Source organism: Reinekea marina (assembly GCF_030409715.1).
GTDB lineage: Bacteria > Pseudomonadota > Gammaproteobacteria > Pseudomonadales > Natronospirillaceae > Reinekea > Reinekea marina.
Genome location: NZ_JAUFQI010000001.1, coordinates 2,919,769 through 2,945,132 on the forward strand (window position 1 = coordinate 2,919,769; position 25,364 = coordinate 2,945,132).

The following is a 25,364-nucleotide window of genomic DNA, read 5'->3' on the forward strand; positions in this document are numbered from 1 at the left end:
ATGCTTTCCTTTGATTTATTAGAGTTTTGAGCGATTTTGTGAGCAATGGTCGGACGCGCGCTTCTTATGCGTCTAATTATTGTAAATCGTCACGACTACCGCCAATTTACGCGCCGCGGCCACAAAAATAAATACCAAACTGCACATCAGGTCAAAAAATTAACAATCTAGCCACAAATTAAGCGGCAATATACTGCCTAGAAACCGATTATTAACTCGAATGACATTCTGACCATGTGGTAAAAAAGTCTGTCTAAACCTTAGTTGCTGCCATTATGGCATTCATGTGTCTTTGGTCTGTCCCACAACACCCTCCAAACACATTAAAATGCGGATAACTGTGCCGCAGTTGACTTAGCTGTTCGGCAAGTTCTGTAGGCGCACCATCATCAAGTTCTAGCGCACTTTCTAGTTCTTCGTGACTGCAGCGCGAAGCATTCGCTACAACGCCCCTAACACGCTTAACCCAAGGTTCGTAGTTGAAGCTTTGAAGCATGTGATCAGGATGAGCACAATTAACTAAGTAATACAAAGCGCTGGCTTGAGTGTGTTTATCTACATACTCCACGGCTTTCTGCAGAGACATGCCTGTTGGAAGGCGGCCGTCTGTTTCTACCGTGAAGGAAATGGCAACCGGCAACTCAAACGCTTTTGCCGCCAATACTATCCCTGCAGCCTCTTGTGCGTTGCCCAACGTAAACGCGCAGACAAAATCGACCTCTGTTTCTGCATAGGCGGCCATTTGAACACGGTGGTAATCGCGGGCTTCAAAAATGCTCATAGGTTTGTCTTGGATATAGCCATCCCCCCTAGGTCCGACTTGCCCACACAATACAGTAGGCCAATAATTTTCTTGCTCTCGAACAGAATGAATCAGTTTGATGGCATTTTTATTAAACTCTGCAAGCTCTTCTATGCTGTAACCTAGTTCCGTAGCTCTATCCGCATTTGCAACCCAGGTGACTGAATCTAAAATGACGCCAACATTGTGTTGTTTAGCTATTAGAATCAAAGAACGATAGTAATTTTCAAGTAACACACGATGTTGTTTATTGTTCAGTAACGGATAAGCTGCAAACCCAGGCAGTGGAATGTTTTTATTAAATATTAGATCCGTTTCCATACCGGTATAGCAGGCAAACAACTCATTACCGAGGTGTGGCAAGGCGTACCGATAAATGGCCATAGACTGTTCCTTGTATAGGTTTCGAATAGCCTACAATTACAACAAACTCTTCATTAATACTAGCTCACGAGTTATATCTGAAAACAACTCACTATTCCATTGACGATAAAGCTGATATCGCTTCATCTACGATGGTCACAACTCGATTAGGCGTATGCTTAAAGAGATGCGAACCAAGGTAGATAGGTTCTGTTACAGGTCGGTTAAGCCGATGTGCATTTATTAATGATGGGTCTCTAAATGAGTTTACGGCGTGCTGAGGTAACACAGTAAAGCCCAACCCCATTGCTACAGGCTCTAGAATTAAGTTTATTTGATTGGAAAAGCCGGCTTTTGGTATCTGCCCGATTGCTTGATATTCCTTAAAATTGCCCGCTAAAAGCTGATCAGCATGATGTGCGCCATCTGGATGATCGATAAAACCTAAATTAAGCAGTGTTTGCCAGCTGACAGATTGAATGCCAGAGGCCGTTACAAGCCGCAGTTCTTCGTGGGCAATCAGCTCAGTCTTTAACGTCGCAGAGCTAGACTGTTGAGTCATGAAACCTATATCAATTTTGTCTGCGACCAATAAGGCATCGATTTCCGGGTTGGGTGCGAATCGAAAATCAATAATCAACTTGGGGTGCTGTTGCTGTAACGCTAAAAATTGAGGATAGAGTTTTAGCCCTATACTGCCTGGCGAGGCAATTCGGACAATCCCTTCATCATAAGGGTCATGGCCAATTTTTTTCTCTAAATCTTTCATCGCCAACAATAGGGCTTTGCCTTCTGCATACAACCGTTCACCAGCTGTTGTCAGGGTAAAGCTTTTGCCCTGGCGCACTAGTAATAGCTGACCCAGCTGTTGCTCTAGTTTCTTTACGTGTTGACTCACACCAGATTGAGTCATGTGCAACTCTTGCGCCGTTCTTGTGAAGTGCCGCTGATCTACCAGTGAACAAAAGGTCGCTAACCAATTCGGGTTAATCATTACAAACCATTCTCATAAAAATAATAAATGATAATTTTTTATTAACTTACCTTTTCAGTACTCTAACCGCAACTCAAAACACACTGGAAAAAGCATATGACAACTCCTTACCCTAGAAATTTCTCACATATAGGCATCTCTGTTCCCGATCTTGAAGCAGCCGTAAAATTTTATACCGAAGTTATGGGCTGGTACTTAATCATGGAGCCAACCGATATTAACGAAGATGGCAGTCCAATCAGCGAGATGTGCACAGACGTATTTGGTCGTGGCTGGGGCAGCTTTAGAATTGCACACTTATCGACGGGCGACAGAATTGGCGTTGAGTTGTTTCAATTTGTAAATCAAGAAAACCCTGAAGATAATTTTGAATATTGGAAAACGGGCGTATTTCACTTTTGTGTTCAAGACCCTAATGTGGAAGAACTGGCGGATAAAATTGTCGCAGCAGGTGGTAAAAAACGCATGCCGAAACCGAGATACTACTACCCAGGTTCGAAACCTTATCGCATGATTTATATGGAAGACCCGTTTGGGAACATATTAGAAATTTACAGTCATAGCTACGAGCTTATCTACAGCGAAGGCGCATACTAAATTAGAAAAGGGAAAGGTTACATGCGGTAGCCTTTCTCCCTTTTGTCGGCATTGAAGTTAAAACATGATTTCACGTTTCATGATTCCTGCGAACTCACTGCCTCCTTCGAGCTCGCGAAAATCTACGTTGACTAACTCCCAGCCATCAGAACCCAGCTCGCAAAGGTACTTTTCTACGTCTTCGCGCTTACGCCCCTTAAACAAACCGCCGGTGTCTACATCTCGTGTATCTATCATCTTGTATTCAAATTTTTTCATTCGCTATGATTCCTTTAATTTTGCGATAACAAAAATTGAGTCATCTGCTTCAAATTCTTCATATATAAACGTATCAACAATATCAAACGTTGGTGAGAGCAATGCTAATAACTCACTGCCCTGATAATAAGAAAACAATAACCCATTCATTTCTTCACTTTGATCGCCTAGCCAAAATGAATGCGCTAAAACGCCTCCCGGTAGCAAGTGCTTAGCCTGTACCTCAAATGACTGCGCAAGCTGAGACTTGGTGAGATGGTGTAGAACTTTATTGGAAAAAATGCAATCGAACTTTTTTTGGATCGAAAAGCTTTGTGCATCTAGCTTTAAAAAATCAATGTCTGGGTGACGCGCTTTTAACACGTCTAGAAATGCATCAGAAAGATCCGAGCCAGTAACTAAGAAGTGCTGCTTTAAATAATCTAAATCTAAACCGCCGCCGGAACCTACCTCAAGCAAGGTAGACTGGTCTGGTAGGTGTTGGCATAACCGCTGATATAAATCAGTGCCATCAAAGTCTTGGCACATTGTTAAATACTGCTTTACATTGGCTGGATCATCGTAGAAACCCATAATGCATCCTATTAGCTCGGTTAGACTATTTATAGTTAAGTAAACTTGCTAACACAATAGGTCATTCGTCAGTACTTGAATGCTTTTCCAGCCCTATTCTATCTAATTCTTAATTATCGAACTCGAGTCGCTTTCCTAAACTAACGACGTTGTCGTCGAGAAAACCAATGGCTTTGTAAAACTCAATAACTTTGGTATTGGTATTACGTACTTGCAAATTGATTTTTGGGCAACCTTTTTCACGTAAAAGGGCTTCGATAGACTCCATTAGCACTCGCCCATACCCTAACCCTTGAGCAGAAGGGCTGACAGCTAAATAATTAATCCAGCCACGATGGCCATCGTAGCCGCCCATAACAGAGCCAACAATGCCAACTTCGGATTCGCCGACCAAAAACAAATCTCTTCCAGTTTTAAGTTTTCGAGTAATGTCTTTTGATGGATTATTTTGCGGTACCACTAACCCACAGTCGGTCCATAAGGCAATAATGTCATCATGATCAGAATCGAGATAAGGTCTTAGTTTCATAATAATCTTTTGCGTATCATTTAAATAGACCACCAAATGGCTGAAATATAAGCATGACTAGCCAATGCAAAGCCACCGTAGATCATACAACTCACTATCCCACAGATAACGAATGCCTTTCTATTCAGCTCTTCGTTTTTTAATCTGAATAAAGTAACCCCCAAGGTTGCAGCAGGGAAAACAAAAACCCATAACAGCCAGTGAAATAGCTCAGGTATCGTTGAACTTACCAACGTAAATGTATTCACTGATGCATATAGGATTGCAAAAAATAAAATCTTAGCTAGAACCTTAAGCAGCGAAAGCCTCCTAATTGAGTTGGTCACTCGAAATGCCATGCTCATCTTTCATCAAGAGTTCAGCTTGGGCGATTTTTTTATCAGCATCTAGCTTGCTCAGTGCTCCCTGCTCTACCAACCAGTTAAATTTTTTCACTTCATTTTCTAGAGTGTTTTCAGCGTTAATGTCACCATACCATTTTAATAGCTGTGCACTTCGTCGCTCAAACAATTCATTTATAAGTGCTTGGCTTTGATCATTTTGAATAATAAACACATTGCCACGTTCAGTTCGATAAACGGTATATTTAATTTTCGAATAGACAGCCCAAGCAACACAACCCACACCAATGACCAACCAAAAAATTGTTTGAGAGTAAAACAATTGTAATGCACCCACAGCGATCCATAGGTAGCCAACATTCCTTAGCCATTCGTTTTGCTCTATTTGGATTGATGACTTTAATGGTAAATCAGCGTAATTAAAATCGGTATCACCTGACCCTCTTTTTTCTTCATACGCGAAATTAAAAAGGTCGTCCTTTAATGTAAACGTATGCTTAATAGCGCCTTTCTTTTGAATGTAAGTATTTGTCATTCCCGAAACCTTTTTAGAATTCTACCTTGATTTTTAGCATCATGATTGGCCAAAAAATTAAAGTCAATTATTCAAACACACAAAAATCATAAAAAGTGCCATCGTTGAATAACGCCAACACTAATTAAACCACCTATGCTCAAACAAATAGCCGAACTGATTAACCAAAATTGCAAACTATTCTCAGGGAACGCAGGCATTAGAGCAAAAAAGAATAACCCCCTGAGAAAAAAGACAGTGGCAATGGCAATAAGGGCTAAGCGGGTAAATGGTAAGCTTGTAATAACGCCCGCACCTGACAATGCGTATAGAGACCAGATGCTTAAAATAGCCACTAAACCAGTAGTCAGTATCGTTGGGTACCAAAGCCCCTGTTCAGCCATCGTGGCCATCCCTTCGCCAGCGCCAAAAAATCGATACCAGTCACCGCCAAATACAATACAGCCAAGGTGTGCTAAGGCGGCCAAACCGCATAAGCCAGCCGCGGCCAGTAAATATATATTTGCATTCATAGTTGATGAGCCTCTCTTTTTATTCATAGCTTAACACTTTTGACTGAGTTAACAGTGCTGGCCGGCCGCCCAACCACTTGACCAAGCCCACTGAAAGTTATAACCGCCCAGCCAGCCAGTAACATCGAGCACTTCACCTATAAAAAACAACCCTGATTGGCGTTGGCTCTCCATGGTTTTTGAGGATACTTCTAGCGTATCTACCCCACCAATGGTTACTTCGGCGGTTCGGTACCCTTCGGTGCCGCCGGGCTGAAATTCCCAAGCATTTAACCATTGCGCTAAGCGATGTACTTCGGCTTTAGTGAGCTCCGCTAAGGTCTTTTGCAGCTTTAGCTCTGCAACAAAAAACTCTGCTAACCTTGCCGGCAAGTGAAGCGCTAACCAGGTTTTCAATTGTTTTTTACCGTGTTCGTGGCGATCTTTTTGCAGTTGCTCAGCAACATTGATGCTGGGTAACCAGTCAATCGTTAAAGGCTCACCCGGTTGCCAATAATTGCTAATTTGTAACATTGCAGGTCCGCTCAAACCCCGATGCGTGAGCAGAACATCATGTGAAAATGACTTTGTCGCGCTGGTCACAGTCGCCGGTAATGAAACGCCAGATAGCTCGGACCATTGAGCTTTATTTTTATTATTCCAAGTAAAAGGCACTAACGACGCTCGATAACTGAGAACCTCATGGCCAAATTGTTCCGCAATTCGAAAACCAAAATCACTTGCACCCATCGTCGGAATTGATAATCCACCACACGCAACCACAAGCGACTGACAATGCGCAGGAGTCGCATTTAAAGTTAAATTAAAGCCTGAGCCACTTGCCTGTATCTCAGCGACATCTGTATTGAGCTGCACGTTACCACCCGCTCGCTCTATCTCAGAAAGTAACAATTGTTGAATATCTTTAGCACTATGATCACAAAACAACTGGCCAAGCTCTTTCTCGTGATAATCAATGCCTGCACCTGCAACTAAACCGATAAAGTCCCATTGGGTATAGCGGCTCAGTGCACTGCGACAAAAATGGGGATTGGCCGATAGATAGTTTTCTGGCGTTATATCTAGGTTAGTGAAGTTACACCGCCCACCGCCAGACATAAGTATTTTTTTTCCGGCCTTATTGGCGTGATCGACCACTAAAACCGTTCGACCTCGTTTTGCGGCTTCGATGCCACAAAAAAGGCCGGCAGCGCCGGCCCCTATTACTATGACGTCGTATTCAATCATTTCTTGATTCGACGCCCTTTGTTTTCAACCGAACGGCGTGTACGTTGCTTTTCCATTTTTCGCTTTAGAGGATCAAACTTATTTTTAACAATAGGTTTCCAGGCCATTTTTGGTAAATCAACGGAGGCCGCTAAGCGATCAATATCTTTTTTAGTTAGCTCTTCGAAAGTTCCTGCTCGCACGGTTGACTCTAAAAATACAGATCCGTAACGAACGCGCTTAAGCCTGGCAACTTGCAAACCCTGGCTTTCCCACAATCGACGTACTTCTCGGTTACGACCTTCAAGCACTACTACGTGGAACCAATTGTTACTGCCGCTGCCATCGAAATATTGCACGTCGGTAAACTTTGCAGGACCGTCGTCAAGTTCTACGCCATTACACATATTATCAATGTGCTCTTGCGTCACATCACCATGCACGCGCACTGCGTATTCACGCTCAATTTGATGCGATGGGTGCATTAAACGGTTCGCTAATTCCCCATCGTTGGTAAATAGGAGCAAACCAGAGGTGTTTATATCTAATCGCCCAACAGCCACCCAACGTTCGCCAGGGATTTTGGGCAATCGATCAAATACTGTCTGACGCCCTTCTGGGTCTTTACGTGTAGAAATTTCGCCTTCTGGCTTGTTGTACACCAACACGCGTCTAACTTGTGTGTTCTCAACTTTAACGGCTTTTCCATCTAGACGAAGCTCGTCTTCCGGACCGCATTTATCGCCTAATTTACAGGCTTGCCCATTGACTAAAACACGCCCTTCTTCAATAGCGCGCTCCATTTCTCGGCGCGAACCCACGCCCGCTTTCGCCAATACTTTTTGAATTCTTTCTTCACTCATTTTCATCTTCCTCACGCGGATCGTCGTTCTCACGAGCGTCGAGCAGCGCTTGTTGTTGGGCTAATTTTTCTTGAATCATAGCCCATTGCTCTTCTTCGCTGAGCGGAGATTGCTCAGCATCGTTGGTTTGTTCTGGTTCTGCAGGTGCGCCTTCTTGTTGTGGTGGAATGACCATAGATTGCTCATCAGACGGTTCACCAACTTCACCATTGTTATTGCTTGCGCCAGCTTCAGACACTTCGTCCTCATCTAGGGCTAAATCGGGGTGTTCATGCTCGGCTCTCGCTTGTTCCATCGCACCTTCGAACCGTTCATTCACATCATCCATTTGCGCCAATTCGCCATCCAGATGCTCATCAATGTATTCACTGCCGGTTTTTCCGGAGGCTTGCCCATCTCGAATTTTTTCAATGAGCGCGCCAAAGGTAATTTCAGACTGATTATCCGTTTGGCTTTCCTCGGTAACCTCTGTGCCTTCCATTTCCATCTGAGGGTTAATTTCTTCTAAATCGCGTATTTCACTCAGGCTTGGCAGCTGGTCAAGTGATTTTAGACCAAAATAATCTAAAAACTGACGCGTTGTCGCATACATCGCCGGCCTACCTGGAACATCACGGTGGCCAACAACGCGCACCCACTCGCGCTCCAAGAGTGTACGAATAATATTTGAACTCACCGCAACGCCACGAACGTCTTCGATTTCACCACGGGTCATGGGTTGGCGGTAAGCAATTAACGCTATGGTTTCCATGAGCGCTCGAGAATAACGCTGGGGTTTTTCTTCCCATAAGCGCGATACCCAAGGTGCTGTGTCGGCGTCGGTTTGAAAACGATAGCCACTGGCCACTTCGACTAACTGCACACCCTTGCCTTCGTAACTGGCAATAAGTTCGGCCATGACCGAGCGAATAGTTTTGCCGTGGGGGCGCTCATGCGATTCAAATAAATCGCGCAAATGACTGACGGATAAAATGCCTCCCGATGCAAAAATAGCCGCTTCAAGGATAACCTTAAGCGCTTCATGAGAATGCCCGCCATAAGGATCGCCTTTTTCATTTTCAGACTCATCTTCAAGCACTGCTTCGGGTTCGATTTCAGAGTTTTCGGAAAAATCATGTGCCGCTGGGTCAGCAGTGGATTCAGCATCGAGTTCAGTTTCTGAAGTTTTTTCTTCAACATTCAGCGCTACTTTTTGCTCATTTAGCGATGACTCATCTGTCGCCTCATTGGCAACAGCAGCCTCTTGCTCACTCGTTTCCGGTTGAGTCAATTCTTCATTGTTAGATTGTTCAGGAAAATCAGACATAGTTATTCCGATCGGGCTTTAACGTGAATGGGGGCAAACAACTCATTTTGCACTAAATCTATCAGTTGCTCTTTCGACAATTCCATAATAGCTAAAAAGGTGACGACCACGCCTACGCGGCCTTCATCTGGGCGAAACAAAGTAATAAAGGGGACAAACGCTTTACCTTGCAGCTCTTCTAACACTTCAGCCATTCTTGCACGTGTTGAAAGGGACTCTTTTTGAATCTCGTGGCCTTCAAACATTTCGGCTCGACCCATCACCTCTTTCATTGCAAGCATAATCTCGCGCATATCAACATCGGGGTGCAATTTAGGACGTTTGAAGTCGGGACGCATTTCATCGGCGACAAAAATATCACGCCCAACTCGCGGCATTTGGTCTATTCCCTCGGCCGCTTCTTTAAATTGCTCGTACTCTTGTAATCGCCGAATCAACTCGGCACGTGGATCTTCTTCAGTATCCTCTTCCAGCTCACCGCTTCGTGGCAGTAGCATGCGACTTTTAATTTCGGCCAGCATGGCGGCCATAACCATATATTCCGATGCGAGTTCGAACTGTAAGGCGTGCATTAAGCCTATGTAGTCCATGTACTGCTTGGTTATTTCAAACACGTTTATATTTAAAATATCCAAATTCTGCTTACGAATTAAATAGAGCAATAAATCGAGCGGACCTTCAAAAGCATCTAAAAAAACTTCTAATGCATCGGGCGGAATGTATAAATCGATAGGGATTTGCGTCATCGTCTCGCCACCGACAACCGCCAATGGCAATTCACTCTGCTCAGCGACAGCACGCGCTCGTAACGCTTTCAAGGCCATCTGTTTATGCGATGGAGCTTTTTCAGGTACGGGTGCCGCAGACTCGTCAAAAAGCGGCTGGGGCCCTACAAAATCACTGGCTATTGAGACAGTTTCAGTTGACTGCGTCGAGGTATTATCGGTCGGTTCGATCGTCATAGGGTTACCCTTGAAATGGCGTCGCGTCACCGGTACCAACTCGAAGAACTTCAGGTATACCGTCTACTAAACTGACAATGGTCGATTCATCAAAACCACAAAAACCGCCATCAATTACCAAATCGAGTTCGTGCTCTAATAAATCACGAATATCATAAGGATCGGCCATCGGTTGGTCTTCATTGGGAAGAATTAACGTGGTGCTCATCATAGGCTCGCCTAGTTCGGCCAAAAGAGCTGAAGCGATGGAGTTTCCTAGAACTCTCAACCCGATTGTTCTGCGTTTTGGATGCAGTAACCGTCGAGGCACCTCACTCGTGGCTTGCAAAATAAACGTGATGGGACCGGGCGTGTTATTTTTTAGCAACTTGAAGGCTGCGTTGTCTACTTTGGCAAACACAGATAAATCGGATAAATCTCGGCACACCAACGTCATGTTATGTTTTTCATCAATTTGACGAATGCGTCGTATGGTATCGAGGCCTTCTTTATTGCCCATCAAACAACCTAAGGCATAGGCAGAATCAGTGGGGTAGGCTATTACGCCACCCTTTTTCAAAATTTCCACCGCGTGGCTAATTAAGCGCTTTTGCGGATTGTCTGGATGAATAACAAAAAATTGGCTCATGTTGGCTCCCGCCAAGGTAATTTGAGTGTCATTTTACCTTGAAGCTATTTTCGATACTAGTCAGGTACCCTGTAATTGTGAATTGGCTAACAGCCAGTCTTTAGCCAGCTTAGCAGGACGAGGCCACTGAGGAAAATACCCTAGCTTTAACCAACTGGTGTTTGGGCTATGAAAATCACTCCCTCCACTGATATACATGCCCCGTTGCTGTGCTTGTTCGATTAAAAACTTACGCATGTTAGGGTTCATGCCCACACACGACGCCTCAATGCCTTCGCCACCGGCAGCGTTAAAGTCATCGAGCATTTCTTTGCATTTTGTCCACGTTAAATTATAACGGTGCGGGTGTGCAATGACGGCTAAACCACCAAACTGTGTAATCGTTTTAACCGTTTCGTCAAGCTCTGGCCACTGGCTCTTTACATCGCCAACGGTCCCTCGGCCTAACCATTTTTTAAAGGCATGGGCGGTCGATTTAACCTGATCTGTTTCGACCAAATATTGCGCTATTTGAGGCCGCGCAGGAGGGCCTGGTTCAGCAATTTGTCGAATTCTGGCTTCATCGCATTCAAAACCAGCGCGCCTTAACACAAATAATATTCGCTCAAACCGTTTTTCTCTTCGCTCAATATAGGCTTGCTCTACGGCTAACCAACCTTCGCATTGAACATCGATACCCAGCGCGACCACATGTATGGAGCGACCTTTCCATACACACGATAGTTCTGCGCCAGGATGCAGCTTGAGCGAATTGGGTACCCAATTATTGTCTATTGCAGCTCGATATCCCGCCGCCGTGTCGTGATCGGTTAAGACTAAATGTTTAATTTCCCGCTCTACCGCCAAATTAAATAAGTCTGGGCAGCTTAACTTTCCGTCTGAAAACTGGCTGTGGCAGTGTAAATCCCAGTCTTGTTTAACATTCACGTGCATTCAATGCCCTTAATTAGTGAAACTAGTTTGCAAAATTTAACATCCTCGGTTGCAAACAACCGCCCTAGACGGGTACCTTAAGCACTTTACACCGTTTAGTTTAGGAAACTTTATCATGTGGTATGCCATTATCGCAGAAGATCACCCAAACAGCTTACAAAATCGACTTTCAGTACGTCCAGCTCATGTTGAACGCTTAAAAGCACTTCAAGCTGAAGGCCGATTATTGGTGGCAGGACCGAACCCCGCCATTGACAGCGAAGACCCAAGCGATGCGGGCTTTACTGGCTCCTTAATTATAGCCGAATTTGATGCTTTAGAAGATGCCAAGCTTTGGGCCGATGCCGACCCATATATAGAAGCTGGCGTCTACAGTAAGGTCGTGGTAAAACCTTTTAAAAAGGTTCTTCCGGCTTAACGTTTATTTTTTCATTCATTTTTTTAAATAGGACATCCATTCATGCTTTTTCGACGCGCGGCTAAGACATTTTTATTAGCAATATTTTTAACCTCTTCTATTTCAGCCTACGCTGAAACAGTCTGGCTTAGCGATAACCTATGGGTAAACGTGCGAACGGGACCATCGAATGAGTTTCGCGTTCTCAAAACCGTCCAATCGGGCACACGCATGGAAGTGTTAGAAAAACCAGAAGATGGCGACTTTTATCGTGTCCGTACTGAAAACGGACTTGAAGGCTGGATACCAAGCCGTTACCTCATAGATGAACCGACGGGTCGCCTTTTAGCCGAATCACTTGCGGCTGAAAAAGCCCAATTGCAACAACAGCTTGAGTCTATAGAGAAGAAATACAATGATCTTGCCGCCGATAAAGGCGATGTCAAAGGTGAACTGAGCAGCCTACGGGCTAGCAATGCCGAATTAACGAAAGAACTGAACCGCATCAAGGCTATTAGCGAAAACGCTATTAATTTAGACCAACAGTACCAGCTGCTGGCTGAGGAAAATGCCAAACTCAGCAACGAGCTCGATGTTGCCATTGCCGAGAACATCGCCAACAAAGAATTTAACGACAACACCATGCTCTATACAGGGGCTGCGTTGGTTATTCTCGGTTTAGTGTTAGGTATTTTATTGCCTCGTGTCACTGCACGCCGTCGCCGAGATGGCTGGTCTTAATAGACTCCCTTAATGTACACTTAGGCCATTGAATTTATTGGACTCTTCTCAATGGCCTGGTCGTCTGATCCCATTTTAAAACCCTACACGCTGGAAAACCTTGTTGATTTACTCAGCCAAGGGTTGCTAGGCACCATGTCTCGCTATAGTCACTTCCAAATCGTGGAATGGTGCTCTCGCTTTACTGAAGAGTATGATCTAAACGACGATGACAGCATTCCTTTAACGCCAGCCGACGCGTTAGACTTGGCCGACGATGTAATAGTTCAATGGGAACTCTTTATTGCCACACAATATTCACTAGATGATTTAAGCATGTTTTCCGTGAGTGATGTGGTGCTACCTAAAAGCCATTTCGAGCACTGGCTAAACAAGGCACTTTCACTTCCTCAAACGCATTAGACATGAAAAATACCGACATTTACTTTATGGCCGATGGTACGCCTAAATCGGCTGCGTTTGATGATTACTATTTTTCGAACGGCTTAGGCGTTGAGGAATCGAACTACGTATTTATTTCTCCAAATAAGTTGGTGGATCGCTTTCGAAACCTACCAGAGCTTGGCCATTTCACCATCGCAGAAACAGGGTTTGGCACTGGCCTTAATTTTTTATTGGCGTGGCAATGCTTCCTTGAGCATGCGCCTAAAACCGCTCGTCTGAGCTTCATAAGCTGTGAAAAATACCCATTATCGAGAAGTGACTTACAACTTGCACACCAAAAAGGCCCCCATAACGAATCGTTAAGCAAGCTACTTCAAGAACAGTATCCGCCTCTGGTGAAAGGCTTTCACCTACTGGAATTTGACCGAGTAAATTTAACGCTTATCCTCGACGATGCATCCTCAGCCTACCAGCAAGTGTCAGCAACCGTCGATGCATGGTTTCTAGATGGCTTTACGCCGAGTAAAAACCCCGATATGTGGCAGCCTGAACTGTTCAAGCAAATGTCACGCTTAAGCCAATCAGACACAACGGTATCTACGTTCACATCGGCTCGCGTGGTCAGAGATGCCTTACAAGGCGCTGGTTTTTCCATATCTAAGCAGCCAGGATTTGGCTTAAAACGTGAAATGGTGAAAGGCCTATTTATAGGCGTTTGCGGCCCTAACCCCATAACGGGCTGGCCGAGCTCAGAGCTTCCCTCTCCAAAACCAAACCAATTAAAACGCATTGCCATCATTGGAGCCGGAATTGCTGGCGCTACAACCGCCTTTGAGTTGAACAAACGCGGTTATCAAGTAACCGTTTTCGAGCAAGCTGATCACCTAGCCTCGGGTGGATCAGGCAACGAGCAAGGTGCGGTCTATGCTAAGTTATCGGCGAGTGCAAACCACAACACTCAATTTTATATTCAAGCATTAGTAACGGCCCAAAAAAGCTTAGCTCGCCTCCCCAAAAGCGTGCCACATCAAAGCTGTGGCTTGGTTCAATTGGTTCATGATAAGCGTGAGCTAAAACGACTCAACGATATTGCCGACTCTGACTATATTCCTGATGAATTAGCGAAGGTGAAAAATAGCCGTGAGTTATCGCTACTGTTAGGTACCGACCTAGACAACCCGGGTCTTTGGTTTCCAGAAGGCGGCTGGGTGAGCCCTAAAGACTGGGTAAAATACTTACTGACTGAAATTCCATGTAAGCTCAATCAACGCATTGTTTCGATAAAACAAACATCAACGGGTTGGACCCTATTCAATGCAAATGATGAGCAATTTGAATTTGATCAAGTGGTCCTATGCTCAGCCTATAACACGATTAACTTTACTCAAACCGAGCACTTACCGTTAAATGCCATTGCTGGCCAAGTAACACAAATAGCCGCTACGCCAACCAGCCAAGCACTTAAAGCTGTGATATGCACAGACCGATATGTCATGCCCACCTTCGATAACCGACTCACCATTGGCAGTACATTTCGGCTAAAATCAACTGAGACTCAAACTTTTGAATCTGAAAATGACGACAACATTGAAGGGTTAAGGCTGCGAGTACCGTCGTTATTGACGGGCCAACCCAAAGTTCTTCGAGCACGAGCCGGGGTACGTTGCACTACGCCCGATTATTTACCTCTGGTGGGGGCAATGAGCCCTGCAGCGCAGCTAGCCGACCAATTTACCCTCCCATTGCAACGCAATAGAGCCCATAAAGAGCGCCCTGCCGCTCATATAAAGGGGTTGTGGGTCAATGTTGGACACGGTTCAAAAGGATTGTGCTCTAGCCATTTAAGCGCAAAACTACTGGCAGCGATGATCAACGGCGAGCCTTTCCCTGTGTCTCAAACCATTGCGGACCACCTAAACCCCAACCGCTTTGTGGTTCGAAACGCCATGCGCGCGAAGCGTAAAAAAGCCCTCTAAAGTAGTACTTGTCAAAATAAACAACTAATTTTGTTCAACCTATAGACAACCGCCGTTCAATTCTGTAATTTGCGCGCCCTTAAACCATTGTTTGTTTAAATAACCACCATTTTGTTTCAATAATTAAGGAAAATTAATGAACGACTCTTACGATTTAACACTCGTATTCGCCTCATATTGTGTCGCTGTTATTGCCTCTTTTGCCGCTATCTACTTTAGCGGTCGTGTTCGTAGTCTAAAATCGGGCTTCAAATCCTTCTCTTTCTTCGCTGGCGCTTTGTGTTTAGGCGGAGGTATTTGGTCCATGCACTTCGTTGGTATGAGCGCCTATCACACCAATTTTGAAATGACGTTTGATGTCACTTGGACCGTCTTTTCTTTTGTTGTTGCGCTCATTGCATCTGGCTTAGGTTTATGGGTTATCACTTTAGAAAAAGTTTCATTATTTCAGCTCGCAGGAAGTGCACTTCTGGTTGGCATGGGCGTATTTGCTATGCATTACAGTGGCATGATTGCTATGCAGATGTCGCCAGGCATCATTTATAATATTCCTTTAGTTATTTTATCCGGCATTATAGCGGTCGCGGCTTCCTTTGCCGCCTTGTTGATTTGCCGGAATATTGAGCTAGTACCGGTTAAATACAGCTTATTAGCACGTCTTTCGGCTGCTCTCATCATGGGGATTGCCGTTTGCGGCATGCATTATACAGGTATGTCTGCGGTAACTTTTTTGGTAGGGGCCATTTGCTCTGCTGAAAACACCTTACGCGGCAACTGGATGGGCGTTCCAACGGCCGTTGCCTCTTCTGTATTTTTACTCTTGCTCGTTTACATTGCTTATCAAGATTACCGTGCCATTGAGCGCTCAAAACGCGAACAAGAAGCCAGAGATGCGGCGGTAATGAAGTCTGCATTCATAGATGCCAGCAGTGGCCTTCCTAACCGGTCATCCCTAGAGAAGCACTTAGAAAGACTGTTAGTTGAAAAAGCAGGCCAGCCTTCGAGCGCGTTTGACATTATTTATGTAGAGCTCAGCGATTATCGAACCATCGTCCGAACCAAGGGTGAAGAAACGGCTCAGAATTTTGCTAAGCAGTTTGCACGCATATTGGAACGAAGTATCCCTGAAAATACTTTTTTAGCCCGATATAACACCAATGGATTTGTGGCTGTTTTGCCAGAATCAGGCTTGGCTAGCCTGAAGCAGTCTGCCCGGATTTTGTCGGAAAAACTTCTACAAACATCCGCAGGCAAAATAGCCAACATACACGTTCGCTTTGGGCTAGGTTACAGTCAATACCCACAATCTGGCACGTTACCTAAAATGCTGATTCGACAAGCGCAAGTGATAAAGCTTCGCCAGCAACCCACTTTACAAAAAACACCAGAAGAATCGCTGGCTTAAATCAAAGGGGCGTGCTCCTTTTTTAATCTAGCGTTAGCCGTAGTGAATACTGTTGATATACCAAGTGACTTCCCCTGCTTCAGTTTTCACTACGGCGTCATCGCCAACTTCTTTTTTCAGTAAAGCTCTCGCCATTGGTGCATCGATTGAGATGTAATCTTTACGGTTAAAAATCTCTTCGTAGCCCACAATACGGAATTTCAGCTCATCTCCATTATCGTTCTCTACTTCTACCCAGGCGCCAAAATACACCTTTCCTTCTTGTTCGGGCTGAAAATCAACTATTTTTAAGTACTCCAAACACTTTCTCAGGTGCCGAACGCGACGATCAATTTCCCTTAGGCGCTTTTTATTATATTGGTAGTCAGCGTTTTCACTGCGATCGCCCAAGCTTGCAGCCCATGTTACTTTTTTTGTAATGTCAGGGCGCTCCACCTTCCACAAGGTTTCTAACTCTTGCTTTAGGTTTTCGTACCCTTCTCGGGTAATTAACGGTGTTCTCAACGTTGACTCTCACTTCAAACAAAAAAGAATTATTGAAAAAACAGCGCGACTCATTTATATTAGAAAAATCTAAATTAGAATAGGCGCACAAACATGAAATATACTGAAAAATTTCAAGCACTTGCCGACCATGCCATGTCGCAGGTGAACAGCATTGCTCCAGATATTGTCGATGAACGCATTGCTGGGGGTGCCATTGCACTCGATATTCGCGATCCAGACGAGCATTTACAAGGGCACATTCCTGGCTCGTTAAATATTAGCCGTGGCAAATTAGAAATGATTGTAGAGTCAAAAATCCCAGATTTAAACACAGAAATTATATGTTACTGCAACGCCAATAACCGAGGAGCACTCTCGGCCGCGGCATTGAAGCAAATGGGTTATTTACGCGCAACCTATATCTCAAATGGTTTAATTGCCTATAAAAAGCTTAAAGCTTGAAATTTTTAGACTAGTTGGTCAATTTTTAGCATTTTACCTTAGCGAGCCGCTGAGTTTCTGGTAGAATCGCCCGCCACGCTATACTGTGGGTACGATGCGTTAATCCCTAGTCTAATTGGAGCTTTCTGTCTGTGTTGAATCGTTTGTTTGTTGATAATCTGACTGTGTTAGATTTTAGTTATTTTCACCCACGCAGAGGCGTTGTTGGCGAAAGCTGGATTGTCGATGTCGAGCTTCTGGGCGAATTAAACGATGAAGGCATGGTGTTCGATTTTGGGCACGTTAAAAAACTGCTCAAAGCCGCACTCGATGGCGGAATGGATCACACCTTGGTCGTTCCAGAGCAACTGCCTGGCTTAAGCGTTGAACACCTTGAACTTAATGACGAGATCCGCATTGCTTATCAGGTGCAAGATGAAGTCCAGTTTGCTTACCAAGGACCAAGAGATTCCGTTTTCCTGATCGACAGCGATAAAGTCTCCATTGATAGTGCCAGACCATTACTTGAGAACCACCTCAATAGCTTAGTACCGAGCAATGTGAAACAGGTGAAACTCAATTTAAGAGCTGAAGAAATAGTCGGTGCTTTGTATCACTACTCGCACGGTCTTAAAAAACACCTAGGTGATTGCCAGCGCATTTGCCACGGACACCGATCTAAAATTATTGTCTTAAAAGACGGTCAACGTGACCTTCAAGTTGAAGCGGATATTGCCGAAAAATTTCATGACATCTACCTCATTACCGATGAAGACATATTAAGCAGCGCTCCATACGACCACCTGATGCATGTTGGCTACGAAGCTGAACAAGGCCGTTTTGATGTTTGGCTTAACCCGGCTCAGTGCTACACCATGCATACGGATACCACGGTAGAGCTTATCGCTACGCACTTATGTGACTTAATAAAAAATGAATTCCCAAACCACGAATGGACGGTTCGGGCATTTGAAGGAGTCGGTAAAGGTGCAATTGCACTTTCGGACTAAAAATACCATTCTAACTATTATACAATGGCCGACTAAACTTAATCTGTCACATGACAAACGGAACGCGCATGTCCTTGGTATTGCACAATAGCCTAACTGGCAAAAAAGAGCCCTTTACCCCTCAAGACCCAAACCACGTCACCATGTATGTGTGTGGACCGACGGTTTACAATTATATTCACATTGGTAATGGCCGTTCAGCGCTGGTGTATGACTTGTTGTATAGAACACTCTCATTGCTGTACCCAAAGGTGAGCTATGCGCGTAACTTTACCGATGTCGATGACAAAATTAATACCGCCGCCAGTGAACAAGGCGTAGATATTTCTGTCATTACCGATAAATACATTCAGGCTTATGACGACGACATGGCGAAACTTGGCAATTTAGAGCCAACCCATGCGCCAAAAGCCACAGGTCATATTGAACCCATCATTGCGACCATTGAAAAGTTAATTGAACGCGGTCATGCCTATGCATCTGATGGCCACGCATTATTCTCTGTCGATTCGATGCCCGATTACGGCAAACTGTCTAAGCGTAATACCGAAGATATGATTGCTGGCGCTCGAGTTGAAGTGGCATCTTATAAGAAAAACCCAATGGATTTCGTACTTTGGAAGCCATCGAATGAAGATCAACCCGGTTGGGAAAGCCCATGGGGACGAGGCCGACCAGGCTGGCACATCGAATGTACGGCCATGATCCAAGCCTTATTTGGCGATACCATTGACATTCATGGTGGCGGCACCGACCTATTGTTTCCCCACCATGAAAACGAATTGGCTCAAGGAGTGTGCTGCACTGATGAAAGCCATGGTTACGCGAAGTATTGGGTCCATAACGCCATGCTCGATATCGAAGGCGAGAAAATGTCAAAGTCTTTGGGCAATTTTATTGTGTTGAGAGACATGCTTGCCGAGCAACCACCTGAATTAGTTCGCTTAGCACTGCTTTCTGCACATTATCGTTCAAATATGAATTGGTCCGCTCAATTATTGCATCAAAGCAAGCTGCTTCTCGATCGTTTGTATACCATTAAACGAGATGCCGCCAATATTGAAGCTGTCGCACCGAGCAATTTGAATGATTTACCTGCCATTAGCGCATTACTAGACGACTTGAATACGCCCAAAGTGATCGCGTCGTTGCACGATTTAACCAATCGTTTTTTCAAAACTGAAGACGAACTTGAAAAGGCTGAATTGAAAGGTGAAATATTTGCCATCACAGACTTTTTAAATATTGGGCAGCTTAGCGCTACCGATTGGTTTCAAGGCGATGCCGCCGACGGCATGCCTGCTGAAGAAATTGAAGCATTAATTGCGCAACGCGTCGAAGCAAAAAAAGCAAAAGACTTTGCCCGAGCCGATGCTATACGAGATGAACTTGCCAGTGCGGGCATTCAAATTAAAGACACGCGCGAAGGCACTCAATGGGTACGAGAAGCTTAGCGCATGAAATGGCCGCTGATCGCTTTAGTTTATTTTTACCGCGGGGTGATCAGCCCAATGCTTGGACCACGCTGCCGATATTACCCAACGTGTTCTGAGTATGCATTAATTGCATTAAAAAAATACGGCGCATTGAAAGGCGGCTGGCTTGCTATAAAGCGAATTGGCCGCTGCCATCCTGGAGCCAAGGGAGGGTTTGACCCCGTGCCTGGCGTTCCACTTAATTTAGACTCTGAGGAAGATGACCATGCTCATCGATAAACACTTGTTAACGATTTTAGTTTGTCCGGTCACAAAAACACCGCTACAAATTGACAATGAAAAAGAAGAGTTAGTTTCTACGGCAGCTAAACTGGCTTACCCTGTACGTGATGGCATACCGGTGATGTTAGAAGATGAAGCACGCGCATTAAGCCAAGATGAATTTGAATTTTGGCACAGTAAAAAAGCTTAAGTTTACGACTTAGGCTAAACTTTCGAAATAGCTTAATTGGCAGGAGCGGTATTGTCTTCTGTAGCGGTAGGTGTCGTTGCGTTGGTGATTTCTTTTTTATCGGGCCATGCACGCACCAAATAGTGAATCCAAATATAAGCCGCCATCGCACTGAACATAATGAGTGTTGCATCACTAAAGCCAGCACCATCCATCAACTTATAAAATCCAAACTGCACACCATAGCCTGAAATGACGGCACAAGTTACACAAAACTTAGACGTACTTAAACCTTCGTACCAACATAAAATTGGAACAAATAAGCAAGCGACAATCCATTGTATGGCTAAAAGGTAGGGGAGAATAAGTTCTATATTGGCCATAGCCTGTATTTTAGGCTTCTCATAAGCCATAAAACAAGTCAAAAAGACCTATAAAGCGTGAACCAGCGCATAAAATTCTATTTCAACTAGGCTACCTTGAGTAATTTTCATTAAAGTCCTTTAATATTGGGGCATTCCTTACGAGATTTAAATGTGTTCACACTGACGTTCGCGCAAAAATTGGCTTTATCAATGATCAGCATGATTCTGCTCAGTGCTGGCATATTGGGTTACCCGATGGTTTATCGTCAGTTTTCTTTAATGGAAGAGCAGTTCAATGTGATGGGCACCACTTTAGTAAACCAATTGGCCACCAACGCTATTGAACTTGTGTTTGTTAAAGATGAGCTAAAGCTCGGGCAACTGGTTAAAAATATCAGTGAACAAACCGATGTCCTTTCCACAGTCATCGTCAACAAAGATCAAGAAATTGTGACGGGTTCGGGCATTCAACCACCCAATCATTGGCTCTACGATAGAATGAATACGCAAGAAAGCGGGTTCGCACTCGATGAAAATAACATTGGCTGGTTTTATCAGCCGATTGTTTTCAACGGCGTAACCGGCGGAGTGGCTTGGATTGGTTTAGATAAAAGCCAGCTAATTGAAAACCAACGCTTTATTGTCAGTTCAGGGTTAACGCTAGTGGCACTGATGGTGCTCTCCATCATGCTTTTGGCTGTTCGCATTAGCCGTAACCTAAGTAAACCCATTTTAGAAATCATCAGTGCATCCGAAGCCATTGCCTCTGGTCGGCTAAGTTTTCGTATGCGAGGTGATTATTCAGGAGAATTTACAGCCGTAAAATCGGCTTTTAACAATATGGCCGATGGCCTTGAACAAAAGTTGACGCTCGAAAAAAACATCTCTCGCTTTGTTTCATCCTCTGTCGCTGAAAACTACATGTCTCGAGAGGATGAAGATTTTACCCTACAAGGGGAGCGGGTTGAGGCCAGTATTATTTTTGTCGACTTGGTTGGCTATACAAACTTTAGTAACAACCACAGCCCTGAAGTTATTGCCGATGTGCTCAATTTTTATTTCACCGAATTTGCCAATACCTGCCACGCTCATCAAGGTAACGTAGATAAATTCATTGGAGATTGCGCCATGTTGGTATTTGGCTGCCCTTCTTATGATCCTCAACACCGTCAACACGCGCTTAACTGTGCTGTGCAAATTAGGGATGACATCGCGATTTTAAATAAACAACGGCAACAAGAAAAACTACCTTGGCTCGATATCAGGATAGGATTAGCCTCTGGTGAGGTGTTAGCCGGCTTGCTGGGCTCTCCAGAACGACTAAACTACTCTGTAGTTGGAGATGCCGCGAATTTAGCGGCGCGATTATGCGACAAAGCACCTTGCGGCCAAATATTAACTGACCGAGCTTTTATTGAGTCGGTTAGAGCAAATAAAAATGGCTTTGAAATTAGTACGCACCAAACGCAGCAAGTTCAAGTTAAAGGTTTTACGAATGCCATTGATACTTTAGTTGTCGACCAAATTGAATCAAATAATGAAAAATAACTACTTATACGTTTTATTCCTTCTGACTTTTATAAGTTTTAGCGGTTGCGCAAGCTTTTATGCCCAGCAAGCTGGTCTCGTTGGGCAAGTAGAAATATGGCGAGAGAACGATCAATACGACATTGCCCTTGAAACCATCTCTAAGCTCGAGGCAGATCACCAAAACTATCAGCAATTGAAAGCCCTAACCTCAACATTAGAAAAGGAACGTTCAGCCTTTATTAAAAAAGTACTGAACGATGCCGATGGCTTATCTGCTACGCAAGATTGGGTTGGAGCAACTAATCTCATAGACCAGGCCCTACAACGATTACCCAGTGCACCTGAATTAATTGAACAACGCCGTTATTATGATGATAAACGGTTAGCGCGAGTTGAGATGGACAAGGCTGCCATTTTGATAGCGAAAGCAAAATACTTCATTACCGCCCGGCCACACCAAGAGTCTATGCTCTACAATGCAAATTCTCGCTTTTTTGCTTCTACCACCTTCAACAACTTTAATAGCCAAGCCAAGCAAACCTCACGCGAGCTCTATGTCTTAGGTGCCCGGTATTGGCAAGATAAACAGGCGGTTCAAGCGCGAGAAGCATTAACCTTATCAATACAAACCGCGCCAAATAGCTTAAGTGAAGATCTGCTGTCAGAAGTGTTAGCGTTTGAACAACAACAGCGCCGAGATGCGAGAAACAACAACGTGAAAAAGATCGATGATCAATGGCCGGAGCTAGTGCAAAGCTACAAAAACCGAATTGAACATGATGACTACTTAGGCGCAGAACGAATCATTAACGAAATGAGCGCGCTTGGGTTTGAAGAAACTAAAGCCTACAAAGACAGGTTTGAACTGTTAAAACTACAACGCGTAAAAGCTTTAACTCAACGCGGCAACAAGCTGTACAACTCAGGGCTGATTGCCGAGGCTATAGAGAGTTGGGAGCAAGCCCAAAGGTTGGCGCCAGGTAACAATACTATCGCTCAGAACTTAGAGCGTGCGCGTACATTTTTAGGCAATTTAGAGCGCTGGTCAGATGAACCAAATAGCTCAGAAGCACCCTAATGATTAAATGAGCTTGATAAATTAACTCGAGCTCACTTTCGTTTTATTACAACGCACACAACGATATCGACTGACCAGTTTACCCTGCTTGCTATCGAACGTTGTTTCTTTTTCTACTGACCACTTATGGTGGCCATTTTTACATAAAGTGACCCCTGCCGCCTTGGCCTTAGTTTTAGCCTTCTTGAAAGCAGCCAACGACTGTACATTACCCATTTAAACTCCCAATCACCTTAAATTAGACCCTAAGCAATCGCTAAAAACAGTGGGAATCCCAACGACAGCCTATATACTTGCAGCCTAAATCGTTATTTATCACTGAGACTCATGCTAGATTTAAAATCACTCGATGTATTAAACGCTCTTAAAACAGAAATTCAAGCAAACAAAGAAACATTTACCGGAACTGTAAAAGGAACAGGTAAAAGCTTTGGTTTTGTTGTAGCTGAAGACGGCACAGAAACCTTTTTAGCGCCCGATGAAATGAGCAAAGTTTTCCCAGGTGATAAAGTCACATTTATTATTGAAGAGCAGGCCGACAATAAAACTAAGGCCATTCTTGAGTCTTTGGTGAACAGTGATTTAAAAGAATTTATGGGTACCTTTGTGGTCAGAGGTAAAGCGCAAGGTGTTGAGCCCATGCAGTCAAACTTTTCAGGGTGGCTGTTTGTACCCCCTAGCCACGTAAACGAGGCTAAGTCGAAACAAATAGTAAAAGCGCAAGTAACAAGACACCCTTGGGAAACAGGGAAGGCGCAGGCTAAAGTACTCGAAACCATTGGCGATGCTAACGATAACCGAACCTGGTATGCCATGTCGCTGTTAGAGCACGACTTGTCAATGACATTTACCGACCAAGAGACAGCTGAAGCAACAGCGTTAGCAAACGGACTCGACATAACGTCTTTAGATTACATCGATGCCACAGACATTCCCTTTGTCACCATTGATTCAAAATCGACACTCGACATGGACGATGCCCTCTTTGCACAACAAACAGATCATGGTTGGCACTTAAAAGTCGCCATCGCCGATGCAAGTGCTTACTTACCGGATTCATCCATTTTAGATGAACGCGCAAAAAAACAACTGACCAGTTGCTACCTACCCGGGGTAACTTTACCCATGGTGCCTACTGTTTTATCGAATGACGCGATGTCACTTAAAGAAGGTGAAATAAAACCAGCATTGGTTTTTTCAATGGATATTGCCAAATCCGGTGAGCCTTCAAACCTCGCAATTACACCAAGTTTGGTGAAGAACCACGCAAAACTGGCCTATGACGATGTGAGCCAATGGGTCGACACCAATAGCACCCCAGATGAATATGCATTCATGAATGAATTGAATGATTGTACTTTGGCACTGGGTAATTGGCGCCAAACACACGCGAACCCTATGGTGAATCGACCGGACTATCGTATTCGTGTAGATGACAACCTGGTCGTCACCGATATTGTTAAAGAATCTCGGAACAGCGCTCGCAGCATGGTCGAAGAGGCAATGATAGCAACGAATTATTTAACCGCGCTTTGGTTTGAAAATAGTCCTGGTTTATTTATGAGCCACGCAGGATTCAAAGGCGATAGACACACCGAGTTAAAAGGGTTGCTCCGTGATTTCTGCCCTTCGGTAGCCGATGAAGATGCAACCACTCTAGAAGGTTTTAAACGTATCATTCAACAAGCCCACCAAATTGAAGATTTTCCACTGGCGACATTGCTGACCAAACGATTCGAACGTGGTGTATGGCAGCGTACATCTAAACCGCATTACGGATTAGGTTTGCGTGCCTATAGCACGGTAACCTCTCCTATTCGGAAGTATTCAGACCTAGTAATGCATCGCCTCATTAAGCAAAAACTAAAGGGTGAAGAAGGTGATGTATCTGAAGAACTTGTGCAGCACTTTAATGAAAATGGGTACATTGCTCGAAATATATCAAATAGTATTGAAAAGCGGTTAGGCCAGCAGTGGTTAGAGCAACAACCGGAACAAACTTGGCAAGTACAAGTTAATCACTTAACCGCAAATGGCTTAATTCTACAAATTAAAGACAGTGGCATCATGGGCTTTTTAGATTTGAAGCGCAGCGATGAAAAATTCAGTTACGACCCACTCCGAATGATGCTTAAATCTGAGAACCGAAGTTATAAGTTAAATGATGAGCTATCCGTTAAAGTTACGAAAATAGACGAGCAAGGTATTGTCTTTACTTTAGTAGAGTAAGTTAAAAAAAGCCCCGCTCAATGCGGGGCAAGC

33 protein-coding genes are annotated in these 25,364 nt (G+C 44.2%); 16 read left to right on the forward strand and 17 right to left on the reverse strand.

What is annotated here, in order from left to right; translation table 11 throughout:
• Nucleotides 1-45 precede the first annotated feature (45 nt).
• Complete coding sequence (locus QWZ13_RS16000; RefSeq protein ID WP_290282655.1) at nucleotides 46-171, forward strand: hypothetical protein; 126 nt, start codon at nucleotides 46-48, stop codon at nucleotides 169-171.
• A gap of 82 nt (nucleotides 172-253) precedes the next feature.
• Here the strand turns inward: QWZ13_RS16000 and QWZ13_RS16005 are convergent, their stop codons facing one another.
• Both QWZ13_RS16005 and QWZ13_RS16010 read right to left on the reverse strand, forming a co-directional pair.
• Nucleotides 254-1,186: a homocysteine S-methyltransferase family protein gene (locus QWZ13_RS16005; protein ID WP_290282656.1), complete on the reverse strand. Its 933-nt coding sequence runs from the start codon at nucleotides 1,184-1,186 to the stop codon at nucleotides 254-256.
• A gap of 91 nt (nucleotides 1,187-1,277) precedes the next feature.
• Nucleotides 1,278-2,159 carry a LysR family transcriptional regulator gene (locus QWZ13_RS16010; RefSeq protein ID WP_290282658.1) on the reverse strand — a complete coding sequence of 294 codons (882 nt, stop codon included), beginning with the start codon at nucleotides 2,157-2,159 and terminating at the stop codon, nucleotides 1,278-1,280.
• Between the two features lie 96 nt (nucleotides 2,160-2,255).
• Between QWZ13_RS16010 and QWZ13_RS16015 the strand changes: the two genes are divergently transcribed.
• Nucleotides 2,256-2,756 (forward strand): lactoylglutathione lyase family protein, encoded by a 501-nt coding sequence (locus QWZ13_RS16015; protein WP_290282659.1) that lies wholly within the window; start codon nucleotides 2,256-2,258, stop codon nucleotides 2,754-2,756.
• A 57-nt stretch (nucleotides 2,757-2,813) separates the two neighbouring features.
• Here the strand turns inward: QWZ13_RS16015 and QWZ13_RS16020 are convergent, their stop codons facing one another.
• From QWZ13_RS16020 to QWZ13_RS16075, 12 genes are all read right to left on the reverse strand, one after another.
• On the reverse strand, nucleotides 2,814-2,993 hold the full coding sequence (locus QWZ13_RS16020) for a hypothetical protein (RefSeq protein ID WP_290282661.1): 180 nt from the start codon (nucleotides 2,991-2,993) through the stop codon (nucleotides 2,814-2,816).
• Between the two features lie 24 nt (nucleotides 2,994-3,017).
• Nucleotides 3,018-3,587: a class I SAM-dependent methyltransferase gene (locus QWZ13_RS16025; protein ID WP_290282662.1), complete on the reverse strand. Its 570-nt coding sequence runs from the start codon at nucleotides 3,585-3,587 to the stop codon at nucleotides 3,018-3,020.
• Between the two features lie 109 nt (nucleotides 3,588-3,696).
• On the reverse strand, nucleotides 3,697-4,116 hold the full coding sequence (locus QWZ13_RS16030) for a GNAT family acetyltransferase (protein ID WP_290282663.1): 420 nt from the start codon (nucleotides 4,114-4,116) through the stop codon (nucleotides 3,697-3,699).
• Nucleotides 4,117-4,136: 20 nt separating this feature from the next.
• Nucleotides 4,137-4,454 (reverse strand): hypothetical protein, encoded by a 318-nt coding sequence (locus tag QWZ13_RS16035; RefSeq protein ID WP_290282664.1) that lies wholly within the window; start codon nucleotides 4,452-4,454, stop codon nucleotides 4,137-4,139.
• Nucleotides 4,426-4,992, reverse strand: a complete 567-nt coding sequence (locus QWZ13_RS16040; RefSeq protein WP_290282665.1) for a hypothetical protein — start codon at nucleotides 4,990-4,992, stop codon at nucleotides 4,426-4,428. Before QWZ13_RS16040 ends, QWZ13_RS16035 begins: the two co-directional genes overlap by 29 nt.
• A gap of 86 nt (nucleotides 4,993-5,078) precedes the next feature.
• A complete protein-coding gene (locus QWZ13_RS16045) occupies nucleotides 5,079-5,531 on the reverse strand; it encodes a hypothetical protein (RefSeq protein WP_290282666.1) in 453 nt (150 codons plus the stop codon).
• Nucleotides 5,532-5,552: 21 nt separating this feature from the next.
• Complete coding sequence (locus QWZ13_RS16050) at nucleotides 5,553-6,731, reverse strand: BaiN/RdsA family NAD(P)/FAD-dependent oxidoreductase (protein ID WP_290282667.1); 1,179 nt, start codon at nucleotides 6,729-6,731, stop codon at nucleotides 5,553-5,555.
• Nucleotides 6,728-7,579 (reverse strand): 23S rRNA pseudouridine(2605) synthase RluB, encoded by an 852-nt coding sequence (rluB, locus tag QWZ13_RS16055; RefSeq protein ID WP_290283391.1) that lies wholly within the window; start codon nucleotides 7,577-7,579, stop codon nucleotides 6,728-6,730. The genes QWZ13_RS16050 and rluB overlap by 4 nt, the downstream gene beginning before the upstream one ends.
• Nucleotides 7,566-8,879 (reverse strand): SMC-Scp complex subunit ScpB, encoded by a 1,314-nt coding sequence (scpB, locus tag QWZ13_RS16060; protein WP_290282668.1) that lies wholly within the window; start codon nucleotides 8,877-8,879, stop codon nucleotides 7,566-7,568. The genes rluB and scpB overlap by 14 nt, the downstream gene beginning before the upstream one ends.
• A 2-nt stretch (nucleotides 8,880-8,881) precedes the next feature.
• A complete protein-coding gene (locus QWZ13_RS16065) occupies nucleotides 8,882-9,703 on the reverse strand; it encodes a segregation and condensation protein A (protein WP_290283392.1) in 822 nt (273 codons plus the stop codon).
• 142 nt (nucleotides 9,704-9,845) lie between these two features.
• Entirely contained in the window at nucleotides 9,846-10,469 is a 624-nt protein-coding gene (locus tag QWZ13_RS16070) for an L-threonylcarbamoyladenylate synthase (protein WP_216000052.1), read from the reverse strand.
• A 60-nt stretch (nucleotides 10,470-10,529) separates the two neighbouring features.
• Entirely contained in the window at nucleotides 10,530-11,396 is an 867-nt protein-coding gene (locus QWZ13_RS16075; protein WP_290282669.1) for a PHP domain-containing protein, read from the reverse strand.
• Between the two features lie 121 nt (nucleotides 11,397-11,517).
• On the opposite strand from QWZ13_RS16075, the gene QWZ13_RS16080 reads away from it, so the two are divergent.
• From QWZ13_RS16080 to QWZ13_RS16100, 5 genes are all read left to right on the forward strand, one after another.
• Nucleotides 11,518-11,820: a YciI family protein gene (locus QWZ13_RS16080; protein WP_290283393.1), complete on the forward strand. Its 303-nt coding sequence runs from the start codon at nucleotides 11,518-11,520 to the stop codon at nucleotides 11,818-11,820.
• Nucleotides 11,821-11,862: 42 nt separating this feature from the next.
• On the forward strand, nucleotides 11,863-12,540 hold the full coding sequence (locus QWZ13_RS16085; protein WP_290282670.1) for a TIGR04211 family SH3 domain-containing protein: 678 nt from the start codon (nucleotides 11,863-11,865) through the stop codon (nucleotides 12,538-12,540).
• 51 nt (nucleotides 12,541-12,591) lie between these two features.
• Nucleotides 12,592-12,942, forward strand: a complete 351-nt coding sequence (locus QWZ13_RS16090; RefSeq protein ID WP_216000048.1) for a hypothetical protein — start codon at nucleotides 12,592-12,594, stop codon at nucleotides 12,940-12,942.
• A 2-nt stretch (nucleotides 12,943-12,944) separates the two neighbouring features.
• A complete protein-coding gene (gene mnmC / locus QWZ13_RS16095; protein WP_290282671.1) occupies nucleotides 12,945-14,900 on the forward strand; it encodes a bifunctional tRNA (5-methylaminomethyl-2-thiouridine)(34)-methyltransferase MnmC2/FAD-dependent 5-carboxymethylaminomethyl-2-thiouridine(34) oxidoreductase MnmC1 in 1,956 nt (651 codons plus the stop codon).
• Between the two features lie 136 nt (nucleotides 14,901-15,036).
• Entirely contained in the window at nucleotides 15,037-16,305 is a 1,269-nt protein-coding gene (locus QWZ13_RS16100; protein WP_290282672.1) for a sensor domain-containing diguanylate cyclase, read from the forward strand.
• A 33-nt stretch (nucleotides 16,306-16,338) separates the two neighbouring features.
• On the opposite strand, the gene greB is transcribed toward QWZ13_RS16100, so the two are convergent.
• Entirely contained in the window at nucleotides 16,339-16,809 is a 471-nt protein-coding gene (gene greB / locus QWZ13_RS16105; RefSeq protein ID WP_290282673.1) for a transcription elongation factor GreB, read from the reverse strand.
• Nucleotides 16,810-16,902: 93 nt separating this feature from the next.
• Here greB and QWZ13_RS16110 point away from each other — a divergent pair, with 93 nt between their 5' ends.
• The 6 genes from QWZ13_RS16110 to QWZ13_RS16135 all read left to right on the forward strand — a co-directional run bounded on the left by QWZ13_RS16110 (nucleotide 16,903) and on the right by QWZ13_RS16135 (nucleotide 20,150).
• Nucleotides 16,903-17,253 (forward strand): rhodanese-like domain-containing protein, encoded by a 351-nt coding sequence (locus tag QWZ13_RS16110; RefSeq protein ID WP_290282674.1) that lies wholly within the window; start codon nucleotides 16,903-16,905, stop codon nucleotides 17,251-17,253.
• 131 nt (nucleotides 17,254-17,384) lie between these two features.
• Nucleotides 17,385-18,242: a 6-carboxytetrahydropterin synthase gene (locus QWZ13_RS16115; protein ID WP_290282675.1), complete on the forward strand. Its 858-nt coding sequence runs from the start codon at nucleotides 17,385-17,387 to the stop codon at nucleotides 18,240-18,242.
• The gene (locus QWZ13_RS16120) at nucleotides 18,202-18,333 is read left to right on the forward strand and encodes a hypothetical protein (RefSeq protein ID WP_290282676.1); all 132 of its coding nucleotides are present in this window, start codon (nucleotides 18,202-18,204) and stop codon (nucleotides 18,331-18,333) included. The genes QWZ13_RS16115 and QWZ13_RS16120 overlap by 41 nt, the downstream gene beginning before the upstream one ends.
• A complete protein-coding gene (cysS, locus tag QWZ13_RS16125; RefSeq protein WP_290282677.1) occupies nucleotides 18,293-19,696 on the forward strand; it encodes a cysteine--tRNA ligase in 1,404 nt (467 codons plus the stop codon). Before QWZ13_RS16120 ends, cysS begins: the two co-directional genes overlap by 41 nt.
• A gap of 57 nt (nucleotides 19,697-19,753) precedes the next feature.
• Entirely contained in the window at nucleotides 19,754-19,957 is a 204-nt protein-coding gene (gene yidD / locus QWZ13_RS16130; RefSeq protein WP_290282678.1) for a membrane protein insertion efficiency factor YidD, read from the forward strand.
• The gene (locus QWZ13_RS16135) at nucleotides 19,944-20,150 is read left to right on the forward strand and encodes a Trm112 family protein (RefSeq protein ID WP_435407424.1); all 207 of its coding nucleotides are present in this window, start codon (nucleotides 19,944-19,946) and stop codon (nucleotides 20,148-20,150) included. Before yidD ends, QWZ13_RS16135 begins: the two co-directional genes overlap by 14 nt.
• A 32-nt stretch (nucleotides 20,151-20,182) precedes the next feature.
• Here the strand turns inward: QWZ13_RS16135 and QWZ13_RS16140 are convergent, their stop codons facing one another.
• Entirely contained in the window at nucleotides 20,183-20,554 is a 372-nt protein-coding gene (locus tag QWZ13_RS16140) for a hypothetical protein (RefSeq protein ID WP_290282679.1), read from the reverse strand.
• Between the two features lie 84 nt (nucleotides 20,555-20,638).
• On the opposite strand from QWZ13_RS16140, the gene QWZ13_RS16145 reads away from it, so the two are divergent.
• Nucleotides 20,639-22,042, forward strand: a complete 1,404-nt coding sequence (locus QWZ13_RS16145) for an adenylate/guanylate cyclase domain-containing protein (protein ID WP_290282680.1) — start codon at nucleotides 20,639-20,641, stop codon at nucleotides 22,040-22,042.
• Nucleotides 22,032-23,102, forward strand: a complete 1,071-nt coding sequence (locus QWZ13_RS16150) for a tetratricopeptide repeat protein (protein WP_290282681.1) — start codon at nucleotides 22,032-22,034, stop codon at nucleotides 23,100-23,102. Before QWZ13_RS16145 ends, QWZ13_RS16150 begins: the two co-directional genes overlap by 11 nt.
• A gap of 21 nt (nucleotides 23,103-23,123) precedes the next feature.
• Here QWZ13_RS16150 and QWZ13_RS16155 read toward each other — a convergent pair whose 3' ends face one another.
• The gene (locus QWZ13_RS16155) at nucleotides 23,124-23,318 is read right to left on the reverse strand and encodes a hypothetical protein (protein ID WP_290282682.1); all 195 of its coding nucleotides are present in this window, start codon (nucleotides 23,316-23,318) and stop codon (nucleotides 23,124-23,126) included.
• A 111-nt stretch (nucleotides 23,319-23,429) separates the two neighbouring features.
• On the opposite strand from QWZ13_RS16155, the gene QWZ13_RS16160 reads away from it, so the two are divergent.
• Nucleotides 23,430-25,331 (forward strand): VacB/RNase II family 3'-5' exoribonuclease, encoded by a 1,902-nt coding sequence (locus tag QWZ13_RS16160; protein ID WP_290282683.1) that lies wholly within the window; start codon nucleotides 23,430-23,432, stop codon nucleotides 25,329-25,331.
• Nucleotides 25,332-25,364 lie beyond the last annotated feature (33 nt).